We start from the raw sequence: 14,164 nt of genomic DNA on the forward strand, positions 1-14,164 counted from the left end.
GGATTTTCTCTAGTTTAACATAGCAAAAAACAGAACGGGGAAGCCCCGTCCTGTCAGTAAGTGAAATTCAAATATGAAGCGACAAAGTAAAGCAGGATAACCAGGATGGATGGCACGCTATATGCCCATGTGGAAGCGGTCTTCGGTCTGTAGAGCGAGAACATGACCAGCACGCTCATGACGAGTACTGCGCTTGCAATAATGAAATTGGCGCCTGAAACTTCAGCAAGAATCGAGCCTTCTACATAAATCGGGTCCGACAAAGCCAAAATGACCATGTTGAAAATATTGCTTCCGAGAACAGCGCCGACCGCCATATTGACATTGGACAGTCGCAGCGCGACGAAAACCGAAATTGCTTCCGGCAGGGAAGTGGCAGCGGCCACCAGGAAACTGCCGACAAAGCTCGAGCCGATTCCTGTCACAACCGCAATTTCATCACCTGTGATGGAAAGGGCGGTCCCTGCCGCCATGATGATCACAGCCACAATCGCGAAACGAATGCCCGCGTGTTTTGGCGATAGATGGGCGCTCGGGTTTTTAGGCGCCTTGGCATCGACCGGCTCATCATCCATATCGATTGTATCCAAGTTCGGCAATTTATTGATGATCAGCATACCGATCACATAGGTTATGCCGATCGCCAACGCATCGAGGCCGATCCCGAGGACCGTGACATCGGTACGCAGCCATAATGCCAAGAGCAATAGCACGGTCAGAAAGATGCCGAGCAGGGAAGAGTAGGTATGGTCTTTAGATGCACGCTCGAGCATGCGTCTGCGGTTCAGCAGCAAATCGAATCCGGCTAAAATGAATAAATTGAACAAGTTCGAGCCGATCATATTGCCGACTGCGATATCGGCATTGCCGATGGCAGCTGCCGAGAAGCTTGTGGAGATTTCTGGGAGACTGGTGGCACCTGCAAGCAAGAGCGTGCCGACCATCATGCCGCCCATCGCTGATTTTTCACTGATGACGTCCGCATACTGGGACAGTTTAATGGCAGCGAACACGGTGACTGCCGCAGCCAGCAGAAAATAAATAAATACCAATTGTTGTTCCTCCTAAATGGGTTTCTTCTATATACACAGTAAAACAGCCGGGCTGGCCGGCCGTTGATTACTCGTCTTCTTCAGGTTTCGCTTTATACATGGTAACGTAAGAAGAACCGGAGAAGATATTGGCGCGCGGTTTTTCCGCTTCTTCCTGTGGTTTTTCGGAATGTGCTTTGGCAAAAGCTTGTGATTCTTTCCATTTCTCATAGAATGCCGGTGATTCCCATTCGGTCAAGACGACATACGTGTCGGAATCGAGCGGCCGCAAGACGCGGAAAGCGACATATCCGGGCTCGTTTTCAATCGCGCCGGCACGGTTCTTGAAGCGGTGCTCAAAAACAGGCCGCCCTTCGTCGGCAACCGGGATATTGTTCATGACGAAAAATCCTTTTTCGCGGAACTCGCCCGTGCCATCGACCACTTCAAAGCGGCGAGGAGTTTGGAAAATGGATTTCCCTTCGGTCTCGTGCAATAGCAAAGTCGTGTTTTCGCCTTGCATCAGCACCATCGTTTCATCCGCATGCTTTTCACGCATTTTTTTCATGAATTCGTAAGTTCCTGTCGTCATATAAATATTCATTGAAAAAGCCTCCTAATCATCGGGATACATTTTGAATTGCTACCTCACTTTTCCCTAAAATACGGCGCTTGAAACAGATGGTGTCAAATCGGTGAAGGGAATCGGGTCTAATTTATGACAATTGCCGCCGGATTCTATACAATAAGGGGCGGAGAGTCTATAGTATAGACGGATAATGAAGGATAAACTATAGCCGCAAAGACTGAAGGGATGACTAATTCATGATTTTTAATGATACGTACCTGCGCGCAGCGCGTGGAGAGAAGACCGATCATGTACCGGTATGGTATATGCGCCAGGCTGGGCGTTCACAGCCAGAATACCGCAAGATCAAAGAGAAATATTCGTTGGAAGAAATCACGCATCAGCCGGAACTTTGCGCTTACGTCACGAAGCTGCCGGTCGACCAATATGACGTCGACGCAGCGATTCTTTACAAAGATATCGTGACACCGCTTCCAGCCATCGGGGTGGACGTCAAGATCAAAGGCGGCGTCGGGCCGGTCATCAGCAATCCGATCCGCACAAAAGCGGACATCGACCGCCTCGGTGAAATCAATCCTGAGCAGGATGTCGACTACGTGCTGAAGACAATCAAGATTTTGACTGAAGAGCAATTGAACGTGCCGCTCATCGGTTTTTCCGGCGCGCCGTTCACGCTCGCGAGCTATATGATCGAAGGCGGCCCATCGAAGAGCTATAACAAAACGAAAGCGATGATGGTATCAGAACCGGAAATGTGGTTTGCGCTCATGGACAAACTGGCCGACACGATCATCCCTTACGTAAAGGCACAGATCCATGCCGGTGCAAAAGCGATCCAGATTTTCGACTCATGGGTCGGCGCATTGAATGTGGAAGATTACCGCATTTTCATCAAACCGGTCATGGACCGCATCTTCAAAGAAATTGGCGAAGAAGGCGTGCCGATGACGATTTTTGGCGTCGGTGCAAGCCACCTGGCGAATGAATGGCATGACCTGCCGGTAGATGTGGTAGGACTGGATTGGCGTTTGCCGATCACCGAAGCACGTGAAAGAGGCTTGACGAAAGCCTTGATGGGCAACTTCGACCCATCTTATTTGCTGGCGGATTGGTCTGTCATCGAAGAACGCACGAAAAGAATCCTGGATATGGGCATGCAAAATGATGGCTATATCTTTAACCTTGGACACGGGGTCTTCCCAGAAGTGCAGCCGGACACGCTGAAGCGTCTGACGGCATTTGTCCACGAATACAGTGCAGCTTATAAACAACAGAACTAACAAACTTTTGACGAGGTGATTGTGATGAAAAAGACAATGGGATTATTGGTAATGGCGTATGGTACGCCGTATTCTGAAGATGACATCGAGCGCTACTACACGCATATTCGCCGCGGCCGCAAGCCGAGCGAAGAAGCGTTGCAGGATTTGAAAGACCGCTACAAAGCGATCGGCGGCATTTCACCGCTGGCTAGAATTACAGAAGACCAAGCGAATGGCTTGTGTGACCGTTTGAACGAATTGCAGGATGACATCGAGTTTAAAATGTATCTCGGCTTGAAGCATATCGAGCCATTCGTGGAAGACGGCGTGGAAGAGATGAAAAAAGACGGCATCGAAGAAGCGATTTCAATCGTTCTTGCGCCGCATTTCTCGACATTCTCCGTTAAATCCTATAACGGCCGTGCAAAAGAAACAGCCGATAAACTCGGCATCAAGCTGACTTCAGTGGAAAGCTGGTACACAGAGCCGAAATTCATCCAATTCTGGAGCGAGAAAGTAAGCGCGGCATTTGCTGAAATGTCAGAACAAGAACGCGCGAAATCCTGCCTGATCGTCTCTGCGCATTCCCTGCCGGAGAAAATCATCGCAAATGGCGATCCGTACCCAGACCAATTGAAAGAAACAGCGGACTTGATCGCCGAAGCGGCGGGCGTTGAAAACTATGAAATCGGCTGGCAAAGTGCTGGGCAGACGCCAGAGCCATGGATCGGGCCAGACGTCCAGGATTTGACGCGCGAGTTGCACGAAGAAAAAGGCTATAACTCATTCGTCTACACGCCAGTAGGCTTTATTACAGACCATTTGGAAGTCTTGTACGATAATGACTACGAATGTAAAGTCGTCTGTGATGAAATCGGCGCAACATACCGCCGTCCGGAAATGCCGAACGTCGATCCATTGTTTATCGATGGAATGGCCAATGTCGTCTTGAACAAATTAAACGAAAACTAATCCTGTCGAAATCGTCTAGGATGCAAGCTTTCAAGCTATAAACCGTTATTAAAACGCCGCTCGGCAGTTAACTGCGGCGGCGTTTTATCAATGAATGGGCAGAAATTGCGGCTAGTGGGCGCAATATGCGCCCGCTGCGAGGAGGAAATCACATGAAAAAGTGGATCGCTCTGATGCTGGTATTGCTGTTGGCAGCATGCGGCGAAGAAGATTCATCGGCTGGTGCGGGAGAATTGCCGCAGGAAGTGGAAGTCGAATTCAATACACAAGAAACCGCCGACCCTGGCGAAGAAATGTTGCTATCGGCCACTGTCACGCAAGGCACAGAGGCGGTAGAAGATGCGGATGAAGTGGTCTTTGAAGTATGGCAATCGGGAGCTCGTGACAATAGCGAGATGCTAGAGGCAAGCCATACGCAAGACGGGGTTTACGAATATGCATGGACGGCAGGAGAAGAAGGGCTGTATTTCATCCAAGCCCATACAACGGCCCGTCGCATGCACGTTATGCCGAAAATGGAATTGACGATAGGCAATCCGGACCCTGAAACGATTGTGCCTGATGATAGCGAAGATGCAGATGCCATGGAAAAGATGGGTCATTGATTCTTCGGTCTTCGCTACTGTTGCACAACAGTTGGAAGGTAACGCATAAAAAAAAACGGCCGGAGAATTTCTCCGGCCGTTTTGTCTGTTTAGATTTCGTTACAGGTCTGGCAGTGATTGCCGTAGCACTCGTGCTGCTCTTCGATTTTCTCTCCGCAAGTGGCACACTGTTTCGGGGGCAAGTTCTTGAAGAATTCGACTACGTTCTCAATCATTTCTACCAGCTCCTTTTTGTTATAGTACTGTAAGTGATAAACACAGTGTATTATAACAGTTTAGATCCGTCAACCCTCAACCGTGATTATTTTTAAAAATTCCGTTAAAATAAAGTCAGTCAACAGTAAAAAAGGAGAGAGATCATGTATTTCGTAGATAATAAAGGCATCACAGATCCACGCATCAACCTGGCCATCGAGGAGTATTTATTGAAAACGATGGATGTCGACCAGAATCCATTCCTGCTGTTCTATATCAACGAACCATCCATCATCATCGGTAAAAACCAGAACACGGCAGAAGAGATCAATACCGATTATGTCGATTCGAATGGCATTCACGTCGTGCGCCGGCTTTCAGGCGGAGGGGCCGTGTATCATGACCATGGCAATTTGAACTTTAGTTTTATCACGAAAGATGACGGCAATAGTTTCCGTGATTTCCGCAAGTTCACAGAACCGGTCGTCAAAGCCTTGCAAGATATGGGCGTCAATGCAGAGCTTTCCGGGCGCAACGACCTCCTCGCTGAAGGGCGCAAGATTTCCGGCAATGCCCAGTTTGCGACAAGAGGACGCATGTTCAGCCACGGCACGCTGTTATTCGATACGAAGATGGATGAAGTCGTGTCGGCTTTGAAGGTCAATAAAGAAAAAATCGAATCGAAAGGCATCAAATCGATCCGCAGCCGTGTAGCGAATATTTCAGAATTCCTCGAGCAGGAAATGTCAGTGGAACAATTCCGTGAAGCTGTGCTGCATTCGATTTTTGCCGGTGAGGAAAATGTCCGTTTCTGGGAACTCACCGATGAAGACTGGAACAATATCCACGAATTGTCGAAAGAACGCTATGCTAATTGGGATTGGAACTACGGCAAATCACCGAAATTCAATATCAAACAATCCCATCGCTTCCCGGTCGGCGGCATTGATGTTCGCCTGCAAGTGGAAAAAGGAATCGTGCAGGAAGCGCACATTTATGGCGATTTCTTCGGGGTCGGCGATGTATCGGAAATCGAACAGGCGATTACCGGCGTGAAATACGAACGCGCCGCGCTGGCTGAAGTAATCGAAGGCATCGACATCCCGAAATTGCTCGGAGGGATCACGACAGAAGATTTCCTCAAGTTGATTTATTAAGATTTTCTGTGGAGCCTGCTTTCGAGCAGGCTCTTTTGTTAGAATAGAAGGAAACGGGAGGGGGAGTGAATATGGGTGAACAGCGGATATTCATTGTCGAGGATGATACGAAGATCGCTTCGCTATTGTCGGATACATTGCGCAAATATCATTACCAAGTGGAAACGGCGAAAGACTTTGACCGCATCTTGGAGGAATTCGCTGCGTTCGACCCCCATTTGATTCTTTTGGATATCAATTTGCCTTCTTATGATGGGTATTACTGGTGCCGGCAGTTGAGACAGCAGACAACTTGCCCGATCCTGTTCATCTCCGCCAGGTCAGGGGAAATGGACCAGGTATTTGCGCTTGAAAACGGCGGCGATGATTTCATTACGAAACCTTTCCATTATGAAATCGTCCTTGCAAAAATAAGAAGCCATTTAAGAAGGGCTTATGGGGAATATGCACCGAAACAAGAAGAGCGCACGGTTCGTGCAGGGCGGCTCGTGTTATATATGGAGCGGCTGGAATTGCATTGCCGGGAAACGGAAATCCCGCTCCAGAAAAAAGAAAGCACTATTTTAGAACTGTTGATTGCCGCGTATCCGAAAGTGGTGACGCGTGAACAATTGTTAGAGGAGCTATGGGATGACCAGGCGTTCGTCGATGAAAACACATTGAATGTCAATATGGCCCGCGTGCGCAAGAAATTGACGGATTATGGCATCCAGAGTTTCATTGAAACGGTGCGCGGCGCCGGCTACCGGTTGATCCTTGGCAGGGAGGAGCAATGATGCTGCGGTTATTCCTGCGTGAACATGCCGCATTTATCGTCTTCCAGTTCCTGCTCGTCGGGTTCATCCTCATGCTTTACTGGCTCGATGGATTCCGCAATACGGACACGGCCATCTATTCCTTCATCATCAGCTTATTGCTATTGGCCAGTTTTCTCGGCGTCCGCTTTGCGATGCGCTACCGTTATTACGAGCGCCTCCTCAGCGATCCGCCGAATATGGAGCATGCTTTGCAGCGCGAAGGGCGTTCTCCGGAAACGGTGCAAACAGAATTGTATATGCAGAAGCTGTATCGCCTTTATCAATACGAAGTGCAATCGCTTTATGCGGGGCAGACCCGCCATTTGCAATTCATCAATCAATGGGTTCACCAGATGAAGACGCCGCTATCCGTCATGCATCTGCTATTGCAGGAACCGGAAGAACTGGATAAGGCGAGCATCCGGGAAGAAGTGGACCGTCTGCGCGCAGGGCTCGACACAGTATTGATGAATGCCCGTCTCGATACATTCGAGCAGGATATGCAAATCGAGCAAGCGTCGCTGCGCGGGATGGTGTCCGAAATGGTGACGGAAAACAAACGCTTGTTCATCTCGCGCCGCGTCTATCCGGAAATCAATATCGAAGAACGCTACCAAGTGGCGACAGACCGCAAATGGATGAAATTCATCATCGGCCAATTGCTGACCAATGCGGTGAAATATACATTCGAAGAAAATAAGAAACTATACATCCGGGCCAGCTGTCTAGAAGGAACCATTACCTTGTCCGTGCAGGATGAAGGCATCGGGATCCCGCCATCGGATTTGCCGCGCGTTACGAAAGCCTTCTTTACGGGAGAGAACGGGCGCCTGAGCGGCGAGTCGACCGGGATGGGGCTATATCTGGCGCAGGAAGTATGCAACCGGCTCGGCCATGAGCTGGAAATCACTTCATCGCCAGGGGAAGGGACGACCGTATCGATCGTCTTTCCTTATCAGGAACAGAATGTAGGGGGATCAACATGACCGTAGTGAAAATCGATGAAGTGACCAAAGTCTATGAAGGAAAAGTGACGCATCGTGCGTTGAACCAATTAAGCTTCGAAGTGGAAAAAGGGGAATTCTTAGCAGTGATGGGCCCTTCCGGCAGCGGCAAGACGACGCTATTGAACTTGATTTCAACAATCGATTCATTGACTTCTGGCACCATTCTCATCAATGGCATCAATCCGCATTCGTTAGATAAAGATGAGCTGCCGCTGTTTCGGCGTCGCCAGCTAGGGTTTGTGTTCCAGGATTTCAATTTGCTGCAGATGCTGACTGTAGAAGAAAATTTGGTGCTGCCACTGACGCTTGACGGCATGCCGATCAAAGAAATGGAGAGCCGCGTCCAGGAATTGGCGGCACGGCTTCATTTGCAGCCATTTCTCCATAAGAAGCCGAATGAAATTTCGGGCGGGGAAGCGCAGCGTACAGCAATCGGCCGCGCGCTCATCCACCGCCCGGCGCTCATACTTGCGGACGAACCGACCGGCAATCTCGATTCGAAAGCTTCGAAAGATGTGCTCGAGTTATTGAGCGGCTTGAGCCGGGAGGAAGGGACGACGATCATCATGGTGACGCACGACCCGATCGCAGCGAGCTATTGCGACCGTGTGCTGTTCATCAAAGACGGCGAATTCTTCAATGAAATTTACGGTGATGACCGCCGCCAAACCTTCTATCAAAAGATTCTCAACGTGTTATCTCTATTGGGAGGCTCCGTCAATGACCTTTCGCCAACTCGCCTTCCGTAACGTTTTCAGGAATTTGAGAAGCTACGCAGCCTTCCTATTGGCCAGCGTCTTTTCGGTCATGGTGTTCTTCATCTATTCGATGTTCATCTTCCACCCGTTATTCGAAGAAGAAGGGTTCCGTGTATTGGCCGTGCGCGGCATGTTCATCGCGGAAATCGTGCTGTATATTTTCACGCTGTTTTTCCTGTTCTATTCCTTAAGCGCGTTTTTACAGGCGCGGACAAAAGAATTCGGTGTCTTGATGCATCTCGGCATGAGCAAAAAGCAGCTTAATAAATTGGTGTTTTTCGAGACGATGATCCTTGGCGGCTTGTCGACAGCAGCAGGGATTGTCTTCGGTTTCGCATTCACGAAATTCTTTTTCATGATCGGGCGCGAAATCATGCAATTGGAGCAATTGCCGTTGTATTTCTCCTGGAAACCGTTTGTCCTGACGGTTGGCGCATTTGCCAGCTTGTTCATCATCATTTCGCTCATCAGCGTCTCCTTTATCCGCACGAAACGCGTCGTCGATTTATTGGAGGGTTTTTGGAAGACCGAAGAGGAAGCGGCGTATTCACCAGCTTTATCAGCGTTCGGATTGGTGCTTTTAGGCGTTGCCTATTTTCTCGCGGCGACGGTGTCCGACCGCACCGTTTACATCATGGTGTTCATCGTCCCGCCGCTCGCGACAATCGGCACGTATTTGTTTTTCACGCATTCGATCCATACTTTCCTTCAATTGTATAAGAAGCGCAGAAGCATCTATTGGCATAAAACCCGCCTTGTGTCGCTTGCCGAAGCAGCGGTCAAATTAAAAGACAGTGCGCAAATGTTCTTTATCGTGACCATCGTCTCGACCGTCGCCTTCCTGACGGTCGGGACGCTTGCCTCGTTCACTTCCTATACAGCGGAGTTTCGCCAAAGCAATCCGCTCGGGTTGATCTATGTTTCTTTTGAAGGCAATGGACTCGAGCAGCAGCAATTGGACCAGCTGAAACGAGAGCTTGAACAACAGCAGCTTGCTTACACGCTCGTGCCTTTGGAAGTGAAGCGTCAGACATCGAGCGCAAGCGGCAATGACGTCGACATCATGTCCTTGACCCAGTTCAACCGACTGGCCGAAGCTCTCGGCCACGAACCGGCACGGCTTCAAGCCGGCGAAGCAATGTTTGTTCCGTTTTCACAGGAATCACTCCGTGAACTGCAGAAAAGTTATGCGGAGACGGAACTGTTGGAAAGCGGGGTGGAGCTGACGATCGACCAGACCTACCCGCAAGTGCTGTTTCCGGCGCATACCTTGAATGCCAATACGATCATCATGAACAATGAAGATTTCGGGGAAGTCGATGAACCGTTAATGGGCTACCCACAAGGCGCATCGGATTTCCGCTATTATGCCTTCCATGTGCCGGATTGGACAGAGACCGTGGCAATCGGCGAAAACGTCCGCTACCCGATTAGCGAGGCAATGGTCAGCGGCAATTTTGCCGGCCTCAATTATTATTTTGAGAATCCGGGCTACGAATACCGCTGGTTCAAATCTTCCTTTGCGCTGCTATTGTTCATCGGCTTGATGGTGGCCGCGGTGTTCCTGCTGGCAGCCGGAAGCTTCATTTACTTTAAATTGTACACCGGGCTCGAACGCGACCGCAGGCAGTACCAGTTGATGGTGCGCCTCGGGATGACGGAGCGGGAACTTGGCAAAATCGTCAACCGCCAGCTCGTGCCGCTGTTTTTCCTGCCTTGGGCGCTCGCGCTTCTTCACAGTGCTTTTGCGTTCATTTCGCTTCAAGTGGTGTGGGATGAGTTTGCAGAGCTGTCAATTTTGTCTGAGATGTCGATTGTGCTTGGCGGTTTTACGCTTATGCAGATTCTCTATTTCTTCTTGATCCGCTGGCGCTATATTGCCCATTTAAAAGCATATTGACCTAAACGAACCGCCGGAATCATTCCGGCGGTTTTTTGCTGGGGAATTTTACTGGGGAATTTTGGTGGGTAGTTGTATTGTCTGAAGATTTATTTTATAATGAAAAAGTAAATATGAATGAGTATTCATTCAACAGAAAGAGGGATATTCAATGAATTTGGGAGAACGTGTTCACGAAATTGCACAACAGGAAGCTGGACGAGTTGCCTATACGTTCATGGGCAAAGACACAACTTACGGCGAATTCGACCAATCGGTATCGAAATTCGCTGGTGCGTTGCAAGATCTCGGCGTGGAAAAGGGGACCACGTCGCATTTCTTTTGAGCAATACCCGCATTTTCTCATTTCGCTTTATGCGACGTTGCGCCTGGGCGCCACAGCTGTCCCGGTCAACCCGATCTATAGCCCAGATGAAATCGCTTACATCGTCAACAATAGCGATGCAAAGTGGTCATCGCGCTGGACGCTTTGCTGCCGCTCGTTGAAAAGCGCACCAGGCCTTGCCTGCAGTGGAAACATACGTCATTTGTGAGACCGACCCATCGACTGCTGAAAAATGGCACAGCTGCCGGAAGCAGTCAAAGGAAAGGTCCGTTCATTCACACAGCTTCTTACAACTTCCAATGCATTTGGTGGAACAGCTGATATTTCACAAGATGACAACGCCGTCATTCTTTATACGTCTGGGACGACCGGCAAAGCCAAAGGGCGCGATGCTGACGCATGGCAATCTCTATTCCAATGCACGGGATGTCGCCGAGTATCTCCAGATTACGCCGGATGACCGCGTAGTGGCGACGCTACCTGTGTTCCACGTGTTTGCCTTGACGGTCGTCGTCAATGCCCCATTGATGCAAGGGGCAACCATCGTCCTCGTTCCGCGCTTCACGCCGCAAGACGTATTCGCCGCGACAAAAGCGTCACAGGCTACGGTCTTTGCAGGCGTTCCGACCATGTTCAACTTTATGTATCAATTGCCGGATGTGGATCCGGCCGATTTCGCTTCTGTGCGCTTGGCGATTTCCGGTGGGTCCGCGATGCCTGTTGCATTGCTGCATAATTTCGAAGACAAATTCAATGTGCGGATCTCCGAAGGCTACGGCTTGTCCGAAGCTTCGCCCGTCACTTGTTTCAATCCGATCGACCGCGAACGCAAAGCCGGATCGATCGGCACGTCGATCATCAATGTCGAAAACAAAGTCGTCAATGAACTCGGCGATGAAGTGCCGGTCGGGAAGTGGGCGAGTTGATCGTCCGCGGCCCGAACGTCATGAAAGGCTATTACAAAATGCCGGAGGAAACCCAAGCAGCGATCAAAGACGGCTGGCTTTACACGGAGATCTGGCGAAAGTCGATGAGGAAGGCTATTTCTACATCGTCGACCGCAAAAAGACATGATCATCGTCGGCGGCTATAATGTCTATCCGCGCGAAGTGGAAGAAGTGCTATTCGCCCATCCGGCGATTGTCGAAGCGGCAGTGGTCGGTTTGCCGGACGCTGATTTTGGCGAATCGGTCAACGCTTATGTGGTGTTGAAAGATGACGCAGTTTCCACCGAGGAGCTGCAGGCGTATTGCGCAGAACATCTGGCGAAATACAAAGTGCCGCGCCATATGGAGATTCTCGATGAATTGCCGAAAACACGACCGGCAAGATCTTGCGCCGTTCGCTGAAAGACCAGGCCGTAAAAAAATAACCATGGACCGCTTTCCGCTTTTGCTGGAAAGCGGTTTTTCTTTGTATTGGAACACCCGATATCCATGTTTCCAAAGAGCTTTAATTGAAAAGACAGACAATTATCGATATAGTGAAAGGGCAACTACTACGAAAAACGAAATAATTATCCAGGAGGCTGAGTGTGTGTCGAAAAAAGCTGTTGAAATAGAAGATTTACTCGAATTAGTGTCCGTGACCGACCCGAAGATTTCACCTGACGGGAAACGAGCGGTATTTGTCCAAACAAAGATGGACGAAGAAGAAAATACATATTATTCGCATGTGCACCATATCTCGCTGGAAACCGGCGAGTCGATTCCTTGGACTTACGGAAAAAACGGCAATAGCCAACCGGCTTGGTCAGCAGACGGCCGCCACGTCGCTTTTCTATCCGACCGCGATGACAACAATCAATTGTACGTCCTTCCGGCAGGCGGCGGGGAAGCACGCGCTGTGACGGATTTTGAAAAAGGGGTAAGCAGTTTCCGCTGGTCGCCTTGCAATAAGAAAATCTGGGTCAATGCGCTGGCGCAGGACGGCAAAACATTCACTGATCAAGAACCGGAAGAAGAGGATGGCAAGAAAAAGCCTGAACCTTACCGCACAACAGTCATGAAATACAAAATGGACGGCAACGGCCTGGTCAAGCAGGACTACCACCGCCAAATCGGTTTTGTGGACCTGGAGACAGGAACGGTGGAGCAGTTGACGGAAGGGCCGTATCATTTCGGCCTGGAAGCCATTTCCCATGACGGCACAAAACTGGTGTATGGATCGGCCGAAGAAGAAAATCAGGATTTTATTTTCCGCCAGTCGCTCTACATGCGCGATCTGGAAACTGGAGAAGAAACGGCCATCATCGAACAAGACGGATATTACGGGAATGCTGCGTTTTCCTTCGATGATGCACGCTTGGCGTTTGTCGGCCATTCACGCGCTTACGAAAATGCCACACAAGCCGAACTGTATGTATACGATGCGGCAAACCAAACGACGCAATGCCTGACAGAAGGCATCGATGCCCCAATCGGCGATTATGTCGTCGCGGACCATCAACAAGGCGCGCAGGCGCCAGGCGTCGTCTGGACGAAAGATGACCATTTATACTTTCAGGTGTCTACAGATGGCGATGTGCGTCTGTATTTCGCTTCGCTTGACGGCGCGGTGTATCCGGCTTCTCCGGAAGGTGAACATGTCTACGGCTACGACATTGCGCGAGATGGCAGCTTTGCGCTTGCCGCCATCAGCAACCCGGTAGTACCCGGAGAACTTTACAAACTCGTTATTTCGACTGGAGAGCGCGAAGCACTTACTTCCTGCAACTCAAATTACTTAGAACAAACGGAATTGATTGCACCGGAAACTGTCTCGTATACAACAGAAGACGGCTTTGAAGTGCATGGCTGGCTCATGAAGCCCCGTGGATTCGAGCCAGGCGGAAAATATCCGCTCGTCATCAATATTCACGGCGGGCCGCATGCCATGTACGCCAATACTTTTGTCCATGAAATGCAAGTGCTCGCAGCAAGCGGCTATGGCGTCTTGTATGTCAATCCGCGCGGCAGCCACGGCTACGGACAAAGCTTTGTCGATGCCGTTCGCGGCGATTACGGCGGCGGGGATTACCGCGATATCATGGGGGCGCTCGACAATGTTCTCGCAGGAAATGACTGGGTGGATACGGAGCGTCTCGGCGTGACCGGCGGCAGCTACGGCGGATTCATGACCAATTGGATCGTTTCGCATGACGCGCGCTTTAAAGCGGCTGTGACACAGCGTTCGATCTGCAACTGGATTTCCTTTTTTGGCGTTTCAGACATCGGCTATTATTTCAGCGAATGGCAGCACGGAGCCGCCATGGACAATGTCGATAAGCTGTGGGAGCATTCTCCGCTGAAATACGCGAAAGACATCCACACGCCGCTGCTCATTTTGCATTCGGAAAACGACCACCGCTGCCCGATCGAGCAAGCGGAGCAATTATTCATCACACTGAAAAGCATGCACAAGGAAGCTGAATTCGTCCGTTTCCCGGAAGCCGACCATAATTTATCGCGCACCGGCAAACCGAATTTGCGTTTTGCACGTTTGCAGGAAATTGTCGGCTGGATGAAGCGACTGTAAGTATAAAAAAAGCCAGGCGGAGAAATTTCTCCACCTGGCTTTTTTTCTTG

General features: G+C 50.0%; 12 protein-coding genes and 1 pseudogene. 10 read left to right on the plus strand and 3 right to left on the minus strand.

The genetic code is table 11. The annotated features are described in order from the left end of the window. Window positions 1-53: 53 nt before the first annotated feature. Window positions 54-1,052, minus strand: a complete 999-nt coding sequence (locus tag CW734_RS06800) for a sodium:calcium antiporter (RefSeq protein ID WP_101189949.1) — start codon at window positions 1,050-1,052, stop codon at window positions 54-56. 67 nt (window positions 1,053-1,119) lie between these two features. After that, the gene (locus tag CW734_RS06805; RefSeq protein ID WP_101189950.1) at window positions 1,120-1,635 is read right to left on the minus strand and encodes an antibiotic biosynthesis monooxygenase family protein; all 516 of its coding nucleotides are present in this window, start codon (window positions 1,633-1,635) and stop codon (window positions 1,120-1,122) included. 221 nt (window positions 1,636-1,856) lie between these two features. Here CW734_RS06805 and hemE point away from each other — a divergent pair, with 221 nt between their 5' ends. From hemE to CW734_RS06820, 3 genes are all read left to right on the plus strand, one after another. Further along, on the plus strand, window positions 1,857-2,900 hold the full coding sequence (gene hemE / locus CW734_RS06810; RefSeq protein WP_101189951.1) for a uroporphyrinogen decarboxylase: 1,044 nt from the start codon (window positions 1,857-1,859) through the stop codon (window positions 2,898-2,900). Window positions 2,901-2,921: 21 nt separating this feature from the next. After that, complete coding sequence (gene hemH, locus CW734_RS06815; RefSeq protein WP_058381287.1) at window positions 2,922-3,854, plus strand: ferrochelatase; 933 nt, start codon at window positions 2,922-2,924, stop codon at window positions 3,852-3,854. 152 nt (window positions 3,855-4,006) lie between these two features. After that, the gene (locus tag CW734_RS06820; protein ID WP_058381286.1) at window positions 4,007-4,459 is read left to right on the plus strand and encodes a FixH family protein; all 453 of its coding nucleotides are present in this window, start codon (window positions 4,007-4,009) and stop codon (window positions 4,457-4,459) included. Window positions 4,460-4,548: 89 nt separating this feature from the next. On the opposite strand, the gene yhfH is transcribed toward CW734_RS06820, so the two are convergent. Then, the gene (gene yhfH, locus CW734_RS06825; RefSeq protein WP_083509120.1) at window positions 4,549-4,674 is read right to left on the minus strand and encodes a protein YhfH; all 126 of its coding nucleotides are present in this window, start codon (window positions 4,672-4,674) and stop codon (window positions 4,549-4,551) included. Window positions 4,675-4,818: 144 nt separating this feature from the next. Between yhfH and CW734_RS06830 the strand changes: the two genes are divergently transcribed. The 7 genes and pseudogenes from CW734_RS06830 to CW734_RS06860 all read left to right on the plus strand — a co-directional run bounded on the left by CW734_RS06830 (window position 4,819) and on the right by CW734_RS06860 (window position 14,114). Then, a complete protein-coding gene (locus CW734_RS06830; protein ID WP_101189952.1) occupies window positions 4,819-5,811 on the plus strand; it encodes a lipoate--protein ligase in 993 nt (330 codons plus the stop codon). Between the two features lie 71 nt (window positions 5,812-5,882). Continuing rightward, window positions 5,883-6,587: a response regulator transcription factor gene (locus CW734_RS06835; RefSeq protein WP_101189953.1), complete on the plus strand. Its 705-nt coding sequence runs from the start codon at window positions 5,883-5,885 to the stop codon at window positions 6,585-6,587. Continuing rightward, a complete protein-coding gene (locus CW734_RS06840) occupies window positions 6,587-7,594 on the plus strand; it encodes a HAMP domain-containing histidine kinase (protein ID WP_101189954.1) in 1,008 nt (335 codons plus the stop codon). The genes CW734_RS06835 and CW734_RS06840 overlap by 1 nt, the downstream gene beginning before the upstream one ends. Next, complete coding sequence (locus CW734_RS06845; protein ID WP_058381282.1) at window positions 7,591-8,364, plus strand: ABC transporter ATP-binding protein; 774 nt, start codon at window positions 7,591-7,593, stop codon at window positions 8,362-8,364. Before CW734_RS06840 ends, CW734_RS06845 begins: the two co-directional genes overlap by 4 nt. Beyond that, complete coding sequence (locus tag CW734_RS06850) at window positions 8,336-10,273, plus strand: FtsX-like permease family protein (RefSeq protein WP_101189955.1); 1,938 nt, start codon at window positions 8,336-8,338, stop codon at window positions 10,271-10,273. The genes CW734_RS06845 and CW734_RS06850 overlap by 29 nt, the downstream gene beginning before the upstream one ends. A 151-nt stretch (window positions 10,274-10,424) precedes the next feature. Beyond that, window positions 10,425-11,970: pseudogene (locus tag CW734_RS06855) on the plus strand (fatty acid--CoA ligase family protein). Window positions 11,971-12,134: 164 nt separating this feature from the next. Continuing rightward, the gene (locus CW734_RS06860; RefSeq protein ID WP_180956252.1) at window positions 12,135-14,114 is read left to right on the plus strand and encodes a S9 family peptidase; all 1,980 of its coding nucleotides are present in this window, start codon (window positions 12,135-12,137) and stop codon (window positions 14,112-14,114) included. Window positions 14,115-14,164: the final 50 nt, after the last annotated feature.

This window comes from Planococcus sp. MB-3u-03, assembly GCF_002833405.1.
Lineage (GTDB): Bacteria > Bacillota > Bacilli > Bacillales_A > Planococcaceae > Planococcus.

Excerpts from the sequence above, each read along its gene's own strand:
- CW734_RS06805 (WP_101189950.1), bottom strand. The coding sequence starts at position 1,635 with ATGAATATTTATATGACGACAGGAACTTACGAATTCATGAAAAAAATG.
- hemE (WP_101189951.1), top strand. The coding sequence starts at position 1,857 with ATGATTTTTAATGATACGTACCTGCGCGCAGCGCGTGGAGAGAAGACC.
- CW734_RS06820 (WP_058381286.1), top strand. The coding sequence starts at position 4,007 with ATGAAAAAGTGGATCGCTCTGATGCTGGTATTGCTGTTGGCAGCATGC.
- yhfH (WP_083509120.1), bottom strand. The coding sequence starts at position 4,674 with ATGATTGAGAACGTAGTCGAATTCTTCAAGAACTTGCCCCCGAAACAG.
- CW734_RS06830 (WP_101189952.1), top strand. The coding sequence starts at position 4,819 with ATGTATTTCGTAGATAATAAAGGCATCACAGATCCACGCATCAACCTG.
- CW734_RS06835 (WP_101189953.1), top strand. The coding sequence starts at position 5,883 with ATGGGTGAACAGCGGATATTCATTGTCGAGGATGATACGAAGATCGCT.
- CW734_RS06840 (WP_101189954.1), top strand. The coding sequence starts at position 6,587 with ATGCTGCGGTTATTCCTGCGTGAACATGCCGCATTTATCGTCTTCCAG.
- CW734_RS06845 (WP_058381282.1), top strand. The coding sequence starts at position 7,591 with ATGACCGTAGTGAAAATCGATGAAGTGACCAAAGTCTATGAAGGAAAA.
- CW734_RS06850 (WP_101189955.1), top strand. The coding sequence starts at position 8,336 with ATGACCTTTCGCCAACTCGCCTTCCGTAACGTTTTCAGGAATTTGAGA.